Genomic DNA, 17,864 nt, shown 5'->3' on the forward strand with positions numbered 1-17,864 from the left:
ATGGAGGTGCAGCGCCAGCATCCACTGGAATACCGGGTACCGCCACCGGTGGTCGATGCGGCGTGCGCGCTGCTGATGTGGCTGGTGGCACGCGCCACGCCAACCCTGCAGTGGCAATGGGATGGACTCTGGCGCTGGGGGCTGCTGGCGGGGCTGTCACTGGCCGGGGGACTGATCGCGCTGGGCGGCCTGTGGGCGTTCCAGCGCGTGCACACCACCTTCAACCCGCTGCACCCGGAGCGCGCGTCCGCGCTTGTCGAGCAAGGCGTCTACCGCTTCACGCGCAATCCCATGTACCTGGGCATGGCGCTGGTGCTGCTGGGCTGGGCCTGCTGGCTGGCGCACCCGCTGGCCTTTGCCTGCATTCCGCTGGCGCTGGCCTATCTGCAGCGCTTCCAGATCCGGCCGGAAGAGCGCGTGCTGCGTGCACACTTCGGCGCGGCGTATGAGGCGTACAGCCGGCGCGTGCGGCGCTGGCTGTGAACGGTCAGGGCGTGGTGGTGGCGCTGCCCGCGGCCGGGGCCGTGCTCTGCACCGGCGCCGGCACCGTGGTGTTACTGCTCAGGGCACTTTCCGGAACGATTTCGAACACCTTGACCACCTTGAGCACACCGCCGACGTTGCGCGCCGCTTCGGCCGCGGCATCCGATTCACGCTGGGTGACGATGCCCATCAGGTAGACGGTGCCGAGTTCGGTCGTGACCTTGACGGCATTGGAGTTGATCTGGTTGGAGCCGACCAGCGCCGCCTTGACGCGCGTGCTGGTGAGCGCATCGGTGGAGCGCTGGCTCAGCGTAGCCGGCGGGTTGATCAGGATGTCGTTGACGACGCGGCGCACGTTGGGCACGGTGCGGGCGATGTTCTCGGCCAGCTGGCGGTCGGCATCGGTGGTAACCTGGCCGGTGAGCAGCATGACGCGGTTGTAGCTGGTGACGCTGACGCGGCCACGGTCCTTGAGCACTTCCTGGATGCGGTTGCTGCCGCGGGCCTCGATGCCCTCATCCTCCAGCTGGGCGCCGGAGGTGCGGCGATCCAGCGCCAGCCAGGCGCCGCCCACGGCGGTGCCCACCACCAGCGGCACACAGGCGCTCAGCGTGGCGGCCAGGACTCCGGCCAGAACCAGGGTGCGGCCGAGGCGGCCGGTGCGGCGGGACGTGGGGGTCGGTGTCATCAATCGTTCTCCTCTTCATCACCAAGCAGAATGCGGTCGAGCGCGTCGCACACCACGTGCGAGGCGAGCAGGCATTGTTCGAGCAGGCGCAGGCCGCGCGGCTGGGCCAGCAGGACTTCCACGTCCAGTTCTCCCAGCGCATCGGACGGCTCGCCGCCATGCATCCACAGCACGGGCAGATCGCGCGCATGCGCTGCGGCCAGAGCCTGCAGCGCGTAGGGCTGCTGCGCGTCCATGCTGTAGAGCCACAGAGTATCCTCCATCTGCCCGAATTGCTGCAGTTGCGACACCAGGCTTTGTGCAACACCTTGTTGCAGCTGCTCCAGCATGTCCGGCGGCAGGGCCTGCGCGGTGGCGCTGGGGTTGGCAACGGGCCAGCCGATGTCACCCAGCAGCGCCAGCGCCGGCAGCGGCGGGCGTTCGCGCTCCAGCAGGCCACCAAGGCGCGAGGCCAGATAGGGGGGCAGGAAGGCGGTTTCGGCGGCGCCGCAGAGCAGGATCTTGCCGCCGCGCGAGACGGTGTCGGCCAGCAACTGGGCCGCCAGGTCGAGCTGGAACAGGCCTTCCTGCGCCGTCTGCATGCAGGCTTCGGCGTTTTCGGCGAAATGCCGCATCAGGGCGGCATGGGGATCGGGCTGGTCGGGGGCGTCCGGGGATTGCATGTCAGGGATGATAACGCCCGCATGCGCTGGATCAGTGACGCGTGCAGACGAAGCCGCGCAGTCCGGCGTTCTGCAACGCGCACGACTGGAATCAGGAGGCGTCGAAGGCGCCGGGCAGCCAGATCCAGGCACCCTGCCCATAGTGGATTTCGCCATCGCAGGCCATGACGTCGAAGCGGCAGGGCGGCCAGGAGCGCCAGCGCAGCAGGTAGTGCTGGGCGGCGCGGATGATGCGGCGGCGCTTGGTGGCGCCGATGCTGGCGGCCGCACCGCCGTGCTCCGCACCGGAACGCTGGCGCACCTCGACGAACACCAGGGTGCCATCCGTGTCCCGCATAATGGCGTCAATCTCGCCGCCGCCGCGACCCGGCGTGCGGTAATTGCGCTCCAGCAGGACCAGGCCGCGCTGCTGCAGCCAGGCGATGGCGCTGGCTTCGGCGGCATCGCCGAGTTGCTTGCGTGTAGGGCCGGATGCTGTGTCCGGCAGGGCTGGGGCGCTCATAAGGAAGGAATTGCGAGTGTCTGCCACTTCTGCCCCCGTCGGGCCAGCGGGATCGCTGGCGGCCGATTTCGGGCCTGCGCTGCAGGCTGCCACGGCGGCTGCAGGCCGCCAATCATATCCCGCCGGCACGCTTTATCTGGTGGCCACGCCGATCGGCAATCTGGCCGACATCACGCTGCGTGCGCTGCATGTGCTGCAGCTGGCCGATGCCATCGCCTGCGAGGATACGCGCCATACGGCGCTGCTGCTGCGTGCCTACGGGATTGCGGCACCCGCATCGCGCCTGCTGGCGCTGCACCAGCACAATGAGCAGCAAGCGGCGCGGCAGGTGGTGGAGCGCCTGCAGCAAGGGCAGCGCGTGGCCTATGTGAGCGATGCGGGGACGCCGGCGATCAGCGATCCTGGCGCCGTGCTGGTACAGGCGGTGCAGGCCGCTGGCCTGCGCGTGATGCCGCTACCCGGAGCCAGCAGCATCATCACGGCATTGTGTGCGGCGGGCGTGGAAGGCGCGCAGCACAGCAATGGCGTGGCCGGGCTGCAGGGAGGCTGGGTGTTTGCGGGTTTTCTGCCACCCAAGGGGCAGGAGCGCCAGCAGGCGCTGCAGGCGCTGCAGCAGGAGACGCGTCCGGTGGTGCTGCTGGAAGCCCCGCATCGCATTGGCGCACTGGCCAGCGCGCTGGCGCTGCTGGGCGAGCGGCCGGTGACGCTGGCGCGCGAGTTGACCAAGCAGTATGAATCGATCACCACACTGCCGGCACAGGCGCTGGCGGGCTGGCTGGACGAGGCGCCCGAACGCAGCAAGGGCGAATTTGTGCTGGTGGTGCATGCGGCGCCGGCCGCTGCAGCGGATGAGGACGCCATCAGTCCGGAGGCACGGCGCGTGCTGGCCCTGCTGCTGGCGGAGCTGCCGACCAGAAGCGCGGTGCGCCTGGCGGCGGAGATCACCGGCGAGGCGCGCAATGCGCTGTATGCCGAGGCCATCGCGGGCAAGCAGGCATGAGCAGCCCGTACAGCAGTAGCGCCGGCCATGTGGCTACGCCGTTCGGCGAGATTGCGCTTTGGCGCCTGTTGCTGCCCGCCGACCTGAGCCGCGCACGCCAGCGCCAGCATGTGCGCGCCGAGGCGCAGGAACTGCTGATGCGGCACTATCCGGTGGCGTCCTGGCAGCATGCGCACTGGCCGCCGAATGTGCCGACGCCGATTTCGGAGCCGCAGCGCCTGCAGTCGGAGCCGGCGCTGTGGCTGTCATGGAGCTATCTGCAGCCGGCGGCGCCACAGGCGCTGGCTTTGCTGGCGATTGCGCCGTTTCCTGTCGGGATCGACCTGAGCGCGGGGCACCTGCTGGACCTGGCGGGCTGGGATGCGGTGCTGCAACTGTATGGCGGCATTGCGGCGCCACCGGATCCGCTGGATTGCGCACGGCTGTGGACGCGCATCGAGGCGGCCGAGAAGTGCGTGCGTACGGGGCTGCGCGAATGGAGCGTGGAAGTGCAGGCGCAGCGCAGCCGCTGCGAGCTGGTGGAGCTGCCGCTGGCCAGCACCGATCTGGCGGCAACCCTGGCCTGGCTGCCGCCGCGGCCCCGGCCGGCCGGCTGAGGGTGCCGATCCTGCCCCCTACAATGCCGCCATGGCAGCCCCCAAATCCCAATTTACCTGCAATGCCTGCGGCGCGGCCAGTCCGCGCTGGCTGGGCAAATGTCCCGCCTGTGGCGCCTGGAACAGCCTGGAAGAGACCGTGCTCAATCCGGCCCAGGGCATCGTCGGCAAGAACCGGCTGAGCGGCCAGCACCAGGCGCTGGCCGGTGCCAGCGAAGTGGCCACCCTGGCCGACATCAAGGCGGAGGACGTGGCGCGCACGCCGACCGGCATCGGCGAGCTGGATCGCGTGCTGGGCGGGGGTGTGGTGGATGGCGGGGTGACGCTGATCGGCGGTGATCCGGGCATTGGCAAATCGACGCTGCTGCTGCAGGCACTCGATGCGCTGCAGTTGCAGGGGCTGCAGACGCTGTATGTCACGGGCGAGGAGAGCGCAGCCCAGGTGGCCCTGCGTTCGCGCCGGCTCGGGCTGGAAGGCTCGCAGGTGCGGGTGCTGGCCGAGATCCAGCTGGAGAAAATCCTGGCCACGCTGCAGGCCGAGCAGCCGCAGGTGGCAGTGATCGACTCGATCCAGACCGTATACAGCGATGCGCTGAGCAGCGCGCCGGGCAGCGTGGCGCAGGTGCGCGAGTGTGCGGCGCACCTGACGCGCTTTGCCAAGGCCAGCGGCACGGCGGTGGTGCTGGTGGGCCATGTGACCAAGGACGGGCAACTGGCCGGGCCGCGTGTGCTGGAGCATATCGTCGATACCGTGCTCTACTTCGAGGGCGATACGCACAGCGCCTACCGCCTGATCCGCGCCTTCAAGAACCGTTTTGGCGCCGTCAATGAAATGGGCGTTTTTGCCATGACGGAAAAGGGACTCAAGGGCGTGAGCAATCCGAGCGCGATTTTCCTGAGCACGCATGGCGAGCCGGTGCCGGGCAGCTGCGTGCTGGTGACGCTGGAAGGCAGCAGGCCGCTGCTGGTGGAAATCCAGGCGCTGGTGGATGGCGCGGGACCGAGTCCGCGCCGGCTGAGCGTGGGTCTGGAGCGCGATCGTCTGGCCATGCTGCTGGCGGTGCTGCACCGGCACGGAGGCGTGGCCAGTGGTGATCAGGACGTGTTCGTGAACGCCGTGGGCGGCGTGCGCATCAGCGAGCCGGCCGCCGATCTGGCCGTGCTGCTGGCGATTACCAGCAGCCTGCGCGGCAAGGCGCTGCCGAAAGGGTTCTTTGCGTTTGGCGAGGTGGGTCTGGCAGGCGAGGTGCGGCCGGCGCCGCGCGGGCAGGAACGCTTGAAGGAAGCGGCCAAGCTGGGCTTCTCGGTGGCCATCGTGCCCAAGGCCAACATGCCGAAAAAGCCGGGCAAGGAGTTCGAAGGGCTGACCATCCACGCCGTAGAGCGGGTGGAGCAGGCGATGGAGCTGGTGCGGCAGTTACAGTAAGTGGCGTTGCCAAGGGAGATGACGGGGCGCAAACCCGGTCGCCCGGACGAATTTTCACCATCGTCCGTCAATTCACCGACAACTTCATTGATCCGACAGCATTTCGTCAGATTTGCATTTCTAAGGAAATGCCGTTAGACTGCCGCCTTTCCGTTTTTTGGCGCTGCCGCCGGTGGCGCCTGTTTGCGAAAAAACATCCCTCGTTGGTCGTCCGCACCGCCTGTGTCGTGACGGCAAGGACTTGCTGGGAGCATCGCGCCTCCCACATCGCCCGCCCGGGGTTCGCCATTCGTGCAGTGGCGCACAACCCCATCCCTACAACCAGGCAGTCGGCTTTGTCCGGCCTGTTGTCGGCGTCCCAGGCGTCTTCATTTCATTCACAACAGTGCCCGCCGCCTGCCTCTGCAGAGAGGAAAGCATGGCAAGAAAAATCGAGATCGAGCATCTGTTCAAGGTCTTTGGCGACGACCCCGCCAAGGCGCTGGAGCTGGTGCGCCAGGGTCTGACCAAGCAGCAGATCGTCGAGCAGACCGGTGCCTCCATCGGCGTGTTCGACGCCAGCTTCACCATCGAGGCCGGTGAAATCTTCGTCATCATGGGGCTGTCCGGCTCGGGCAAGTCCACGCTGGTGCGCATGCTCAACCGCCTGATCGAGCCCACTTCCGGCCGTATTCTGGTCGATGGCGAGGATATCGGTGCCTACAACGAACCGCAGTTGCGCGCCTTCCGCCGTAAGGACATCAGCATGGTGTTCCAGTCCTTCGCGCTGCTGCCGCACCTGACGGTGCTGGAGAACACCGCTTTCGGTCTGGAGCTGGCCGGGGTGGACAAGGCAGCGCGCAACGAACAGGCACGCCTCGCGCTGGCGCAGGTGGGCCTGGACGTATGGGCCAACAGCTATCCGGATGAGCTTTCCGGCGGCATGCAGCAGCGCGTGGGCCTGGCCCGGGCGCTGGCGGCCGATCCGTCCATCCTGCTGATGGACGAGGCTTTTTCCGCGCTGGATCCGATCATCCGCAGCGAGATGCAGGGCGAGCTGCTGCGCCTGCAGCAGGAGAAGCAGCGCACCATCGTGTTCATCTCGCACGATCTGGACGAGGCCATGCGCATCGGCGACCGCATTGCCATCATGAAGGACGGCATGGTGGTGCAGGTGGGCAGCCCGGAAGACATTCTGCGCAATCCGGCCAACGACTATGTGCGCAGCTTCATCAGCGGCGTGGATGCGTCGGCGGTGTTCAAGGCCGGCGACATCGCACGCAAGCTGCAGGTGGAAGTGGCTGTGAGCCCCCTGCGCGGCTGCCGGCCGGCGCTGCAGCGCCTGTCCGAACACGATCGCGACTGGGCCTGCGTGGTCGATCCCTCCTACACCTACCAGGGCATGGTGTCGGCCGACTCGCTGCGCGCGGCGCTGCACGGGCACGAAGGCCCGCTCGGCTTGCAGCATGCGCTGGTACCGGGCATCACGCCGGTGGACAGCAGTTTCCCGGTGCGCGAGCTGTACGGCCGCATGCTGGAAACGCCCAGCCCGTTGCCGGTGGTGGACGAGCGTGGCCGCTACGTGGGCAGCATCAGCAAGAACACGCTGCTGCGTTTTCTCGATCCGGAGACCGATATCGCGGGCAATCCGCTGCCGCAAGGCGAAACCGCCGAAGCTGCGGCGCCGGATCAGCTGCCGGCCCTGGCATTGGCTGCCGAGGCCCCTCGCCCCGCAGCCACCCCCGCGGCCTGAACCCGTTCGTTTTTCAGGATGCGCTGCAGCGTCAACATCAAGCCTGAGGCCCCGCCGCGCACCCTGCCCTTTTCCCGCATGCTTTCTGCGGCAGCGCCCCTTGCGCGCCGCCGCTGACCGATCAGGAGCAATTCCATGAGCACAGAGTCCACGCAGGACCTTTCGCGCCCGGCCGATTCCGGCGCCGGCACGGACAATCCCTATGAAACCACCGCCGCCAGCAGCAATGACAACTGGCTCAACGGCCCCGATGCCGTCACGGCCAACGAAGCCTTGCAGGCCCCCGTCACCGACGCGGCCGATGCCGGCGACCCCTACGCCCTGAGCGGCGCCAGCGACAGCAACGACAACTGGCTGAACGGCCCCGATGCGGTGGTCACCAATGAAGCATTGGGAGATGCCACTGCCGCCGGCGCCGATACCGGTGTCGCCGCGCTCGACACTGCCGGCAGCGAAGGCCTGTCCTTCAACCAGCTGTTCGACGGCAGCCTGCCGGTGCAGGACTGGATCAACCAGGGACTGGACTGGTTCGTGGCGCATTTCCGCCCTGCTTTCCAGGCCCTGCGCGGCCCGGTGGACGGCATCCTGAGCGGCGTGGAAGCCGCCCTGCTGTACCCTTCCACCCCCGTGATGATCGCCCTGCTGTCGCTGCTCGCCTGGCAGCTGGCCGGCGCGCGCCTCGCCATCGGCACGCTGGTCTCGCTGCTGGTGCTTGCCGTGCTCGGCATCTGGCCCGAGACCATGGTCACGCTGTCGCTGGTGCTGACCTCGCTGTTCTTCTGCATCGTGATCGGCCTGCCGCTGGGCATCTGGCTCGCCAACAGCGACCGGGCCGAGCGCTTCGTGCGCCCGGTGCTGGACGCCATGCAGACCACCCCCGCCTTCGTCTATCTGGTGCCGGTGGTGATGCTGTTCGGCATCGGCAACGTGCCCGGCGTGATCGTCACCATCATCTTTGCCCTGGCTCCACTGGTGCGCCTGACTTCGCTCGGCATCCGCCAGGTGCGCCCGGATCTGGTCGAGGCGGCCCGTGCCTACGGCGCCTCGCCCTGGCAGATGCTGACCAAGGTGCAGATGCCGCTGGCCATGCCGTCCATCATGGCCGGCATCAACCAGTCGCTGATGCTGAGCCTGTCGATGGTGGTGATCGCCTCCATGATCGCCGTGGGCGGCCTGGGCCTGATGGTGCTGCGCGGCATCGGCCGCCTGGACATGGGCCTGGCCACCGTGGGTGGCTTGGGCATCGTGATTCTGGCCATTCTGCTGGACCGCATCACGCAGGCCATGGGCCAGAGCGACCGCAAGAGCCTGCGCTGGTACCAGCGCGGCCCGGTCGGGCTGCTGCGCCGCCTGCTGCAGCCGCGCGCCCAGGCCAAGGGTGCCCCGGCCGCTGTTCAGCCGCTGTCTCACGTCGCTGTCTGACCTCCACTCCCGCCCCGGTGACGCGCCGCGTCACCCGGCCCTGTCGATTCTCCGAAAGGAACCCCATGACCCTGCTTCCCTCCGCCCTCCGTTTTCCCCGCGCCCTGCTCTGCGCCAGCCTGATCGGCCTGGCCGCCTTCAACGCCCACGCCAGCGACGAACAACCCGGCAAGGGCATCCGCATCCAGCCGCTGCAAAGCCCGATCGCCGAAGAAACCTTCCAGACCCAGCTGGTGGTGAAGGCGCTGGAGAAGCTCGGCTACCAGGTCCAGCCCATCAAGGAAGTGGACTACACCGCCGCCCACCTGGCCATCGCCAACGGCGACGCCACCTTCATGGCCGACCACTGGGACCGCCTGCACGAAGACTTCTACCAGAACGCAGGTGGCGACAGCAAGCTCTGGCGCGACAACACCTATTCCGCCGGCGCCCTGCAGGGCTACCTGGTCGACCGCAAGACCGCCGAGCAGCACAAGATCACCAACATCGAGCAGATGAAGGACCCCGCCATTGCCAAGCTGTTCGACACCGACGGCGACGGCAAGGCCAACCTGACCGGCTGCAACCCCGGCTGGGGCTGCGAAAAAGCCATCGAGAAGCACCTGGACAAATTCCAGCTGCGCGGCCACATCCAGCACGTGCAGGGCAACTACTCCGCGCTGATCGCCGACACCATCACGCGCTACCAGCAGGGCAAGCCCATCTTCTATTACACCTGGACGCCCTACTGGGTGAGCAATGTGCTCAAGCCGGGCAAGGACGTGGTGTGGCTGCAGGTGCCCACCAGCCAAGATGTCGGCGCCGACAGCACCGCCCTGCCCAACGGCAAGGACTACGGCTTCATCGTGAACAACCAGCGCATCATGGCCAACCGCCAGTTCATCGAGCAGAACCCCGCGGCGGCCAAGCTGTTCAGCGTGATGAAGCTGCCGATTGCCGCGATCAACGCCCAGAACAAGGCCATGAACGATGGCGCCAACAAGCAGGCCGACATCGACAAGCATGTGGCCGGCTGGATCAAGGCGCACCAGCGCCTGTTCGATGGCTGGATCGCCGAGGCGCGCGCTGCTGGCAAACGCTGATGATTGCTGCCGCGCGGCGGCGCCTTTGCCAGGCGTCGACCGCTGCTCCGCAGCGCCATGCGGCAAGCGCAGCCAGGCTCGGCAAACACCCATGAGGCAGCCCTCGCTCCGCGCACAGGCTGCAACCAGCCGAAAATAGGCGTAAACTTCCTGTTTGTCTGAATAATTGCAAGCGGCAGCTCAAGGGGGATCTGCCGCTTTCTGCTGCCAATCGAAGAGGAGATCTGCATGAGCGCACCCACCGCACTGTCCGACCGCGACGGAAAAATCTGGATGGACGGCCAGATGGTCGAGTGGCGCGATGCCAAGGTCCACGTGCTGACGCACACCCTGCACTACGGCTGCGGCGCCTTCGAAGGCGTGCGTGCCTACAAGACGGACAAAGGCCCGGCCATCTTCCGCCTGCAGGAGCACACCCAGCGCCTGTTCAACAGCGCCAAGATCCTGCGCATCCCCATGCCCTTCTCGCAGGAAGAAGTGAACGAGGCACAACGTGCCGTGGTGCGCGAGAACAATCTGGACAGCGGCTACCTGCGCCCGCTGGTGTGGCTGGGCTCCGAGAAGCTGGGCGTTTCGCCCAAGGGCGCCAAAACCCACGTGATGGTCGCCGCCTGGCCCTGGGGCGCCTACCTGGGCGAAGACGGCATGGCCATCGGCATCCGCGTCAAGACCAGCAGCTTCACGCGCCACCACGTCAACATCACCATGACGCAGGCCAAGACGGTCAGCAACTACACCAACTCCATCCTGGCCAATATGGAAGCCACCGACGACGGCTACGACGAAGCCCTGCTGCTGGACAGCGCCGGTTTCGTGAGCGAAGGCTCGGGCGAGAACGTGTTCCTGGTGAAGGACGGCGTGGTCTACACCCCCGACCTGTCCGCCGGCGCCCTCAACGGCATCACACGCAACACCATCACCCACATCTGCAAGGACCTGGGCGTCGAACTGGTGCAAAAGCGCATCACGCGCGACGAGTGCTACATTGCCGATGAGATGTTCTTCACCGGCACTGCCGCCGAAGTCACGCCCATCCGCGAACTGGACCGCGTGCAGATCGGCGAAGGTCGCCGCGGCCCGGTCACCGAAAAGATCCAGACTGCGTTCTTCGACATCGTGAACGGACGCAACCCCAAGTACGCCCACTGGCTCACCCTCGTTTAATGCTTCAAGCCCAGGAACCACTCCCATGACAGCCATCGTCGAACTCAAGGCCAGCGACCTCAACCCGCAGGGCGGCGTATTCTGCCCCAACCCCCTGGCCGACATGAAACTCTGGAACAGCCATCCCAAGGTCTACCTGAACGTGGCCGCGCAGCATGGCGAAGCCAAGTGCCCGTATTGCGGCACGGTGTATCGCCTGAAGGAAGGCGAAGTCGTGGCGCACGGCCACTGATACTGTTCCCTGCTGCATGCTGCTGTCCGCCTACCTGATCACGCTGAACGAGTCCGAACACCTGGCCGAAGTGCTGGAACGCCTGCAGGGCGTGGACGAGATCGTGGTGGTGGACTCCGGCTCCACCGACGGCACGCAGGACATTGCGCGCCGCTTCGGTGCGCGCGTGGTGCACCAGGACTGGCTCGGCTTCGCCAGACAGAAGGCCCATGCCATGAGCCTGTGCCAGGGTGAGTGGGTGCTGTCCATGGATGGTGACGAGGTGCTGCAGCCTGGGGCCATCGACCATATCCGTACCCTCATCGCCAGCACGCCGATGAACGGCTTCACCATCCCGCGCCACGAAGTCTTTATGGGCAGGCCCATGACCAGCAGCCGGCCCGACCAGATGATGCGCCTGTACCGCAAGGACAAGGCCGAATGGGATCTGGTGCGGCTGGTGCACGAGCATGTGGAGGTGCAGCAGCCCACCGGCCGCATCGGGCCGCACATGATCCACTACGGCAACGACACCGTATCCAAGGCGCTGGGCAAGATCAACAGCTATTCCAGCCTGAAGGCGCAGCAGAAGCTCAATGCCGGCAAGCGCGGCTCGGTCGCGAAAATGCTGCTGTCCCCGCTGGGATACTTCACGCGCTACATGCTGGTGCGGCACTTCTGGAAGGAAGGGCTGCCCGGGCTGGTGTATGCCGGCCTGCAGGCAGGCTATGCTTATCTGAGTGAGGCCAAGCTGCTGGAACTGCAACGCAAACAGCACGCCAGGGGCACCTAAGGCAGCAAACAGACCGTCAAGCTGGCCAGCGCTTGCCGTGCACCGCACGGCATCGTTGAAACGCCGCCATGCCTGTACGGGCTTGCATCTCCCTTGGAGGCACCCTTGGGTCCACTGATGCGCGCGAAGAACGGACGGCGCCCAATGCGCGCCCCTCCCCTGCGCCCGCAAGATCTGCCAGCCTTCAGGCCTCTTTCGCCTGCACCGGCAACACCCGGCTGGCCAGCCATACCAGCACCACTACCGGCAAGCCCAGCAAAGCCGTCGTCACGAAGAAAGTGTCATACCCATAGTGGTTGACGAAGGTGCCCGAGAAGCCCGCAATGAACTTGGGCAGCAACAGCATGATGGAGCTGAACAGCGCGTACTGCGTTGCCGAGTAGCTGATGCTGGTCAGGCCTGACAGGTAGGCAATGAAGGCGGCCGAAGCGATGCCGCCGGCCAGGTTGTCTGCCGTGATCACCAGCGTCAGCGCACGAGGAATCTCAAACGCGTAGCCGAACACGCTGAACTGCCACACGTCCTGCGCCACCCCGGGCATGGTGCTCAGCCAGGCAAACAGCAGGTTGCTCAGCGCCGACAGCACCGCACCCAGCATCAGCACGCGCATCACGCCGATACGCAGCGCCAGCACGCCGCCGATGAAGGTGCCCAGCAGCGTGAAGAAGATGCCGAACACGCCGCTGACCAGTGCCACCTGTTCCTTGCTGAACTGCATGTCCACATAGAAGGGGTTGGCCATGATGCCCATCACCACGTCGCTGATGCGGTAGATGCTGATCAGCGCCAGGATCAGCAGCGCATGCCAGCGGTAGCGCTGGAAGAAGTCCACGAAGGGCGCGACGAACGAGGCCTGCACGCGCGCCAGCCCGCGTTGCGCGCTGCTGCCGGCAGCCGGACGCAGGCGCGGACTCTTGCCGGCAAAGGTCACTGCCGTGAGCGCCGCTGCCAGAAGCACCACCAGCGTCAGCAGATGGCCGCCGGTGGCCGCCTGCAAGGGCTTGATCCACTCTGCCTTGGCCGCCTGCGCCACCGACACCACCACAAACGCCACCCAGCCCAGAAAGGCCGCAATGCCCGTCAGCGCCACACCCTGCCCGGCCACCTGCTGCAGGGCACGCTCGTACACCGGATCATGGGCCTTGCCGTCGGCATCCCGGTTGCGCTCCGCCGGTTCGGACGAGAACAGCACGGTGATCACCCCCACCAGCATGGCCGCGGCCATGGACAGGTAGCCCACCGTCCAGCCCTGGTTGTTGTAGCCGGGGCCAGCCGGCGCATAGGTGCGCTCGGCCCAGGCGGCCAGGCTCAGCACACCGGCTCCGGCACAGATCATGGCCAGCCGGTAGCCGGTCTGGTAGTTGGCGGCCAGCACGGCCTGCCTTTCAATAGTCGCCGATTCGATGCGGAAGGCATCGAGCGCAATGTCCTGCGTGGCCGAGGCGAAGGCCACCAGCAGCGCCAGCTTGGCCAGCGTTTCCACGCCCTGCTCGGCCGGGTTGTACAGTGCCATGCCGACCAGGCCGCCCATGATGGTGAGCTGCGCCACCAGCAGCCAGCTGCGGCGCCGTCCCAGCCAGCGCGTCAGCAGCGGAATCGGCAACCGGTCTACCAGCGGCGCCCACACCCACTTGAAGCCGTAGGCCAGCGCCACCCAGCCGAGGAAGCTGATGGTGGCGCGGTCGATGCCCGCTTCGCGCAGGCGAAAGCTCAGCGTGCCCAGCACCAGCAGCAGCGGCAGGCCGGCGGAAAAGCCCAACGCCAGCATGCGCAGGCTGGCCGGTTCGAGATAGACGCGCAGCGACTGGGCCCAGGTGAGCTTGGGAGAAGACGTAACGGAAGGGGAATCGGCCATCGGGTTCTTTCTGTACCGCTGTCGTCACAGCTGCAAGGGTTTGCAAACTGCCTGCAATTTCGGCGGGCTCGCGCTATTATCCGCGCACTATGTGCCTGTTCTGCATCTCGCGCCATTCCGCCTGGAGCCAGGGCTCCAGCCCCTCTTCCCCGCAACGCCGCCTGTTCCTGCGCGGCGGTTCGGCTGCGGCCGCCGCTGCCGGGCTGGCTGCCGCCGTGCCGGCACAGGCGCAGGTGGACGTGGGCAAATCCTCGGCCTGGCGCCAGCTGATTCCTGCGGACCAGATCGAGCAGGCAGCCACCTCGCAATACAACCAGATGCGCTCGCAGGCGCGCAGCAAGCGGGTGCTGCGTCCGGCCAGCGATCCGCAGCTGCAGCAACTGCAGAAGATCGCCGAGCGCATCATTCCGCACGCGCCGCGCTGGAACGAGCGCGCCCGCGACTGGAAGTGGGAAATCAGCCTGATCGACAGCCCGGACCTGAACGCCTTCTGCATGCCCGGCGGCAAGATCGCCTTCTTCACCGGCATTCTGGACCGGCTCAAGCTCTCGTCGGACGAAGCCGCCGTGATCATGGGCCACGAAATGGCGCATGCCCTGCGCGAACATGCGCGCGAGCGCCTGGCCAAGACCAGCGCCACCAACATGGGTCTGTCGATTGCCTCGCAGCTGTTCGGCCTGGGCGATCTGGGGCAGGCGGCGGCCAATATCGGCACCGAACTGCTGGCGCTGCGCTACAGCCGCAGCGACGAAACCGAGGCTGATGTGGTCGGGCTGGAGCTGTCGGCACGCGGCGCCTTCAATCCGCGTGCCGGTGTGTCCCTGTGGAACAAGATGATTGCCGCCAACGGACGCGGCAACATGGCCTTCCTGTCCTCGCATCCCAGCGGGCCGGACCGCATCCGGCAGCTGCAGGCGACGATCCCCAAGGTAGAGAACCTGTACCGTCAGGCGGGCGGCAAGGGCTGAAGCACGGCTGCTGTCCCGCTCTGGCCACTTGTGGTCAGGCGGCTGGCATGGGAAGCTGCGAAGCCTGATCAGGTTCCGGCGACAAACGGATTGCTCACCCGCTCGCGCCCGAAGCTGCTCTCCGGGCCGTGGCCGGGGATGAACACCGTGTCGTTCCCCATCGGCCACAGGCGCTGCGTGATACTGGCGATCAGGGTGTCGTAGTCACCGCCCGGAAAATCCGTGCGGCCAATCGACCCGGCAAACAGCACGTCGCCCACAAAGGCGCGATTGGCCTCGGGCGAGTAGAACACCACATGCCCCGGCGTGTGCCCCGGGCAGTGGCGCACCTGCAGCGTGCTGTTGCCCACCTGCACCGTATCGCCATCGTGCAGCCAGCGCGTCGGGGTGAAGGTGGCGGCCGGAGGAAAGCCATAGTTCACTGCGGTGGCCGGCAGCGCATCAATCCAGTACTGGTCACCCTCGTGCGGGCCGATGATGGGCAGATCCAGCTTGCCGGACAGTTCGGCCGTGCCTGCGCAATGGTCCACATGGCAGTGCGTCAGCAGGATCTGCCTGAGCGTGATGCCCTGCTTTTGGGCAAAGGCCAGCAGGCGCGGCAGGTCGCCGCCCGGATCGACCACCGCTCCTTCCATGGTCTGGTCGCACCAGAGGATGGAGCAGTTCTGCTGGAACGGCGTGACGGGAATGGTGTGGTAGTGCAGCATGGTCAGAGTGTGAAATCGTAGTCGATCGTGATCGGTGCATGGTCGGAGAACTTCTCGCCCTTGTAGATGGACTCGACCTGTGCATGCGCGGCCAGCGCCGGCGTAGCCAGATGGTAATCCAGACGCCAGCCCACGTTCTTGGCATAGGCCTGGCCGCGGTTGCTCCACCAGGTGTAGCACTCGTCCGTGGCCTCGGGCTTGAGCTGGCGATAGACATCGACGATGCCCGCCTCGCCCAGCAGGCGCGTCATCCAGGCGCGTTCCTCGGGCAGGAAACCGCTGTTCTTGCGGTTGCCCTTCCAGTTCTTCAGGTCGATCTCGTTGTGCGCGATGTTCACGTCGCCGCACAGGATGAACTCCCGGTCGCGCTTGAGTTCGAGCAGGTAGGGGAACATCTCGTCCAGGAAGCGGTACTTGGCCGCCTGGCGCTCCTCGCCCGAGGAACCACTCGGGAAATAGCAGCTGATGATGGACAGCTTGCGCGCCGGCGTATCGAAGCGCAGTTCGATGTAGCGGCCCTCGGCATCGAACTCGGCCGAGCCGAAGCCCACGCGCACATCGCTGGGCGCGTGGCGCGTGTAGATGCCCACGCCCGAATAGCCCTTCTTCTCGGCAAAATGGAAATAGCCCTGCAGTTCGGCCAGCACTTCGAAGCGGCCCACGATATCGGCCTGCTGTGCCTTCACTTCCTGAACACACATACAATCAGGAGCATGCGCAGCCAGCCAGGGCTCCAGGCCCTTGGTGGTGGCCGAACGGATGCCATTGAGATTCAAACTGGTCAAACGGAACACTGCGCGCTACTCCCTCGATTCACTGATTTTCTGTCTGCCCAACCATGAGCCAAGCCGCCCCCACTCCCGCCCCGATCGACCATCTGGCCGAAGATTTCGTTGCCTTTGCGGTGGACAGCGGCGTGCTGCGCTTTGGCAGCTTCATCACCAAGGCCGGCCGCCAGTCGCCCTACTTCTTCAACGCAGGGCTGTTCAACGACGGCGCCATGCTGGGCCGGCTGGCCCAATTCTATGCGCAGCGCATCCTGTCCAGCGGCATCCAATACGACATGCTGTTCGGCCCGGCCTACAAGGGCATCCCGCTGGTGGCCGCGGTGGCGGTCGAACTGGCTCGCCTGGGCCACAACAAGCCCTTTGCCTACAACCGCAAGGAAGCCAAGGACCATGGCGAAGGCGGCAGTCTGGTGGGCGCGCCGCTGCAGGGCCGCGTGCTGATCGTGGACGATGTGATGTCGGCCGGCACCGCAGTGCGCGAGTCGATTGCGCTGATCCAGGCTGCCGGCGCCATCCCGGCTGCCGTGGCCGTGGCGCTGGATCGCCAGGAAATGGCCACCGAAAACGGCCAGGACGTGCCCTACAGCGCCGTGCAATATGTGCGCGAGCAGCTCGGCATGCAGGTCTGCGCGATTGCCACGCTGGACGACCTGCTGGGCTATCTGGCGCACCTGCCGCAAGGCGGCACCAGCATGGCCGAGCACCATGCGCAAGTGCTGGCCTATCGCGAGCGCTACGGCGTGCGCTGAGTTCGCTGCCTCCGCTGAGCCCCCACAGGATCTCGCTCTCAGCGCCTCCCGGCGCTGAATGTGCCCGGCTGCAGCCGATCAGGCCTTCCAGAAATAGCGCACCACGTGGAAAAACACCGGTGCCGCAAAGCAGATCGAATCCACCCGGTCCAGCATGCCGCCATGGCCCTGGATCAGGTTGCCCCAGTCCTTCACGCCGCGGTCGCGCTTGATGGCGGACATCACCAGTCCGCCCAGAAAGCCCATGGTGCAGATCAGCAGCCCGATCAGGCCGGCCTGCCAGGGCGTGAACGGCGTCAGTGGATAGAGTGCCACGGCCAGCAGGCTGGCACTGGCGATGCCGCCCACGGTGCCCACCACCGTCTTGGACGGTGACAGCGCCGGCAGAATCTTGCGCTTGCCCAGCAGCTTGCCCCAGATGTACTGCAGCACGTCGCTGGCCTGCACCACGCCGATCAGGAACACCAGCAGCAGGATGTTGGTGGAATAGCCCTCGATGCGCAGGTTCATCAGCGCCGGCACGTGCGACAGGCAGAACACGCTGATCATCACCGCCCACTGGATCTTGGAGGTGCGTTCCAGGAAGCGCGCCGTCTCGCCTCCCAGGCTGGCCAGGATCGGCAGCAACAGAAAGCCGTAGACCGGAATGAAGATCGAGAACATGCCGTACCAGTCGGTCAGCACGAACCAGTACTGCAGCGGCAGCAGCAGGTAGAAGCAGGCCACCAGCACGCCGTAGTCGCTGCGCCGGCTGTAGACCAGCGCCAGAAACTCGCGCAAGGCCACGAAGGACACCAGGAAGAACAGCACGATGGTGCCCACGCGCCCGAACAGGAAGGCCAGCAACAGCACCAGCGACATGATCCACCAGGCATCGATGCGCGCATTGAGGTTGTCGATGGTGGCGCTGGGCTGGCCGTGCAGGCGGTACTTGAGCGTGCGGCCCACGAGGCTGGCCACCAGCAGCACGGCGAACAGCACCATGAACACGTGGCCGGCCTCGGCCTGGAAACGCTGCGCATGCTGCGCCACACCG

The 17,864-nt window shown here is 66.4% G+C and carries 19 protein-coding genes; 12 read left to right on the top strand and 7 right to left on the bottom strand.

Annotated elements, in window-relative coordinates; translation table 11 throughout:
• Positions 1-483, top strand: a complete 483-nt coding sequence (locus KKQ75_RS09580) for a methyltransferase family protein (RefSeq protein WP_213361835.1) — start codon at positions 1-3, stop codon at positions 481-483.
• A gap of 4 nt (positions 484-487) precedes the next feature.
• Here KKQ75_RS09580 and KKQ75_RS09585 read toward each other — a convergent pair whose 3' ends face one another.
• The 3 genes from KKQ75_RS09585 to KKQ75_RS09595 all read right to left on the bottom strand — a co-directional run bounded on the left by KKQ75_RS09585 (position 488) and on the right by KKQ75_RS09595 (position 2,335).
• Entirely contained in the window at positions 488-1,171 is a 684-nt protein-coding gene (locus KKQ75_RS09585; RefSeq protein ID WP_213361837.1) for a BON domain-containing protein, read from the bottom strand.
• Entirely contained in the window at positions 1,171-1,833 is a 663-nt protein-coding gene (locus KKQ75_RS09590) for an SIS domain-containing protein (protein WP_213361838.1), read from the bottom strand. Before KKQ75_RS09590 ends, KKQ75_RS09585 begins: the two co-directional genes overlap by 1 nt.
• Positions 1,834-1,924: 91 nt before the next feature.
• Positions 1,925-2,335 carry a YraN family protein gene (locus tag KKQ75_RS09595; protein WP_213361840.1) on the bottom strand — a complete coding sequence of 137 codons (411 nt, stop codon included), beginning with the start codon at positions 2,333-2,335 and terminating at the stop codon, positions 1,925-1,927.
• 55 nt (positions 2,336-2,390) lie between these two features.
• Between KKQ75_RS09595 and rsmI the strand changes: the two genes are divergently transcribed.
• From rsmI to KKQ75_RS09640, 9 genes are all read left to right on the top strand, one after another.
• Positions 2,391-3,335, top strand: a complete 945-nt coding sequence (gene rsmI, locus KKQ75_RS09600) for a 16S rRNA (cytidine(1402)-2'-O)-methyltransferase (protein WP_213362759.1) — start codon at positions 2,391-2,393, stop codon at positions 3,333-3,335.
• Positions 3,332-3,931: a hypothetical protein gene (locus tag KKQ75_RS09605; protein WP_213361842.1), complete on the top strand. Its 600-nt coding sequence runs from the start codon at positions 3,332-3,334 to the stop codon at positions 3,929-3,931. The genes rsmI and KKQ75_RS09605 overlap by 4 nt, the downstream gene beginning before the upstream one ends.
• 31 nt (positions 3,932-3,962) lie before the next feature.
• On the top strand, positions 3,963-5,357 hold the full coding sequence (gene radA, locus KKQ75_RS09610; RefSeq protein ID WP_213361846.1) for a DNA repair protein RadA: 1,395 nt from the start codon (positions 3,963-3,965) through the stop codon (positions 5,355-5,357).
• 418 nt (positions 5,358-5,775) lie between these two features.
• Positions 5,776-7,089, top strand: a complete 1,314-nt coding sequence (gene proV / locus KKQ75_RS09615) for a glycine betaine/L-proline ABC transporter ATP-binding protein ProV (RefSeq protein WP_213361847.1) — start codon at positions 5,776-5,778, stop codon at positions 7,087-7,089.
• A 135-nt stretch (positions 7,090-7,224) separates the two neighbouring features.
• Entirely contained in the window at positions 7,225-8,511 is a 1,287-nt protein-coding gene (gene proW / locus KKQ75_RS09620; protein WP_213361848.1) for a glycine betaine/L-proline ABC transporter permease ProW, read from the top strand.
• Between the two features lie 65 nt (positions 8,512-8,576).
• Positions 8,577-9,593 (top strand): glycine betaine/L-proline ABC transporter substrate-binding protein ProX, encoded by a 1,017-nt coding sequence (proX, locus tag KKQ75_RS09625; RefSeq protein ID WP_213361850.1) that lies wholly within the window; start codon positions 8,577-8,579, stop codon positions 9,591-9,593.
• A 228-nt stretch (positions 9,594-9,821) separates the two neighbouring features.
• Positions 9,822-10,757, top strand: a complete 936-nt coding sequence (locus tag KKQ75_RS09630) for a branched-chain amino acid transaminase (RefSeq protein ID WP_213361852.1) — start codon at positions 9,822-9,824, stop codon at positions 10,755-10,757.
• Positions 10,758-10,782: 25 nt separating this feature from the next.
• The gene (locus KKQ75_RS09635) at positions 10,783-10,989 is read left to right on the top strand and encodes a zinc-finger domain-containing protein (protein ID WP_213361854.1); all 207 of its coding nucleotides are present in this window, start codon (positions 10,783-10,785) and stop codon (positions 10,987-10,989) included.
• Positions 10,990-11,005: 16 nt separating this feature from the next.
• Positions 11,006-11,761: a glycosyltransferase family 2 protein gene (locus KKQ75_RS09640; RefSeq protein WP_213361855.1), complete on the top strand. Its 756-nt coding sequence runs from the start codon at positions 11,006-11,008 to the stop codon at positions 11,759-11,761.
• A 184-nt stretch (positions 11,762-11,945) separates the two neighbouring features.
• On the opposite strand, the gene KKQ75_RS09645 is transcribed toward KKQ75_RS09640, so the two are convergent.
• Positions 11,946-13,616 (bottom strand): AmpG family muropeptide MFS transporter, encoded by a 1,671-nt coding sequence (locus KKQ75_RS09645; RefSeq protein ID WP_213361856.1) that lies wholly within the window; start codon positions 13,614-13,616, stop codon positions 11,946-11,948.
• A gap of 89 nt (positions 13,617-13,705) precedes the next feature.
• Here KKQ75_RS09645 and KKQ75_RS09650 point away from each other — a divergent pair, with 89 nt between their 5' ends.
• Positions 13,706-14,584 carry a M48 family metallopeptidase gene (locus tag KKQ75_RS09650; protein ID WP_213361858.1) on the top strand — a complete coding sequence of 293 codons (879 nt, stop codon included), beginning with the start codon at positions 13,706-13,708 and terminating at the stop codon, positions 14,582-14,584.
• A gap of 68 nt (positions 14,585-14,652) precedes the next feature.
• Here the strand turns inward: KKQ75_RS09650 and KKQ75_RS09655 are convergent, their stop codons facing one another.
• A complete protein-coding gene (locus tag KKQ75_RS09655) occupies positions 14,653-15,291 on the bottom strand; it encodes an MBL fold metallo-hydrolase (protein ID WP_213361860.1) in 639 nt (212 codons plus the stop codon).
• Positions 15,292-15,293: 2 nt separating this feature from the next.
• Positions 15,294-16,085, bottom strand: a complete 792-nt coding sequence (locus KKQ75_RS09660) for an exodeoxyribonuclease III (protein WP_213361863.1) — start codon at positions 16,083-16,085, stop codon at positions 15,294-15,296.
• 44 nt (positions 16,086-16,129) lie between these two features.
• Here KKQ75_RS09660 and pyrE point away from each other — a divergent pair, with 44 nt between their 5' ends.
• Complete coding sequence (gene pyrE, locus KKQ75_RS09665) at positions 16,130-16,828, top strand: orotate phosphoribosyltransferase (RefSeq protein WP_213361865.1); 699 nt, start codon at positions 16,130-16,132, stop codon at positions 16,826-16,828.
• Between the two features lie 78 nt (positions 16,829-16,906).
• Here the strand turns inward: pyrE and KKQ75_RS09670 are convergent, their stop codons facing one another.
• On the bottom strand, positions 16,907-17,812 hold the full coding sequence (locus KKQ75_RS09670) for a phosphatidate cytidylyltransferase (RefSeq protein ID WP_250131129.1): 906 nt from the start codon (positions 17,810-17,812) through the stop codon (positions 16,907-16,909).
• Positions 17,813-17,864: the final 52 nt, after the last annotated feature.

Origin of the sequence: Brachymonas denitrificans, assembly GCF_907163135.1 — a bacterium.
In the GTDB taxonomy this organism is placed as follows: domain Bacteria; phylum Pseudomonadota; class Gammaproteobacteria; order Burkholderiales; family Burkholderiaceae_C; genus Brachymonas; species Brachymonas denitrificans_A.

Coding starts and splice junctions, on each gene's coding strand:
- KKQ75_RS09590 (WP_213361838.1), bottom strand. CDS start 1,833: ATGCAATCCCCGGACGCCCCCGACCAGCCCGATCCCCATGCCGCCCTG.
- proX (WP_213361850.1), top strand. CDS start 8,577: ATGACCCTGCTTCCCTCCGCCCTCCGTTTTCCCCGCGCCCTGCTCTGC.
- KKQ75_RS09655 (WP_213361860.1), bottom strand. CDS start 15,291: ATGCTGCACTACCACACCATTCCCGTCACGCCGTTCCAGCAGAACTGC.
- KKQ75_RS09650 (WP_213361858.1), top strand. CDS start 13,706: ATGTGCCTGTTCTGCATCTCGCGCCATTCCGCCTGGAGCCAGGGCTCC.
- KKQ75_RS09605 (WP_213361842.1), top strand. CDS start 3,332: ATGAGCAGCCCGTACAGCAGTAGCGCCGGCCATGTGGCTACGCCGTTC.
- KKQ75_RS09630 (WP_213361852.1), top strand. CDS start 9,822: ATGAGCGCACCCACCGCACTGTCCGACCGCGACGGAAAAATCTGGATG.
- KKQ75_RS09595 (WP_213361840.1), bottom strand. CDS start 2,335: ATGAGCGCCCCAGCCCTGCCGGACACAGCATCCGGCCCTACACGCAAG.
- KKQ75_RS09585 (WP_213361837.1), bottom strand. CDS start 1,171: ATGACACCGACCCCCACGTCCCGCCGCACCGGCCGCCTCGGCCGCACC.
- KKQ75_RS09640 (WP_213361855.1), top strand. CDS start 11,006: ATGCTGCTGTCCGCCTACCTGATCACGCTGAACGAGTCCGAACACCTG.
- KKQ75_RS09645 (WP_213361856.1), bottom strand. CDS start 13,616: ATGGCCGATTCCCCTTCCGTTACGTCTTCTCCCAAGCTCACCTGGGCC.
- KKQ75_RS09580 (WP_213361835.1), top strand. CDS start 1: ATGGAGGTGCAGCGCCAGCATCCACTGGAATACCGGGTACCGCCACCG.
- proW (WP_213361848.1), top strand. CDS start 7,225: ATGAGCACAGAGTCCACGCAGGACCTTTCGCGCCCGGCCGATTCCGGC.
- KKQ75_RS09670 (WP_250131129.1), bottom strand. CDS start 17,812: ATGGTGCTGTTCGCCGTGCTGCTGGTGGCCAGCCTCGTGGGCCGCACG.
- radA (WP_213361846.1), top strand. CDS start 3,963: ATGGCAGCCCCCAAATCCCAATTTACCTGCAATGCCTGCGGCGCGGCC.
- KKQ75_RS09635 (WP_213361854.1), top strand. CDS start 10,783: ATGACAGCCATCGTCGAACTCAAGGCCAGCGACCTCAACCCGCAGGGC.
- pyrE (WP_213361865.1), top strand. CDS start 16,130: ATGAGCCAAGCCGCCCCCACTCCCGCCCCGATCGACCATCTGGCCGAA.
- proV (WP_213361847.1), top strand. CDS start 5,776: ATGGCAAGAAAAATCGAGATCGAGCATCTGTTCAAGGTCTTTGGCGAC.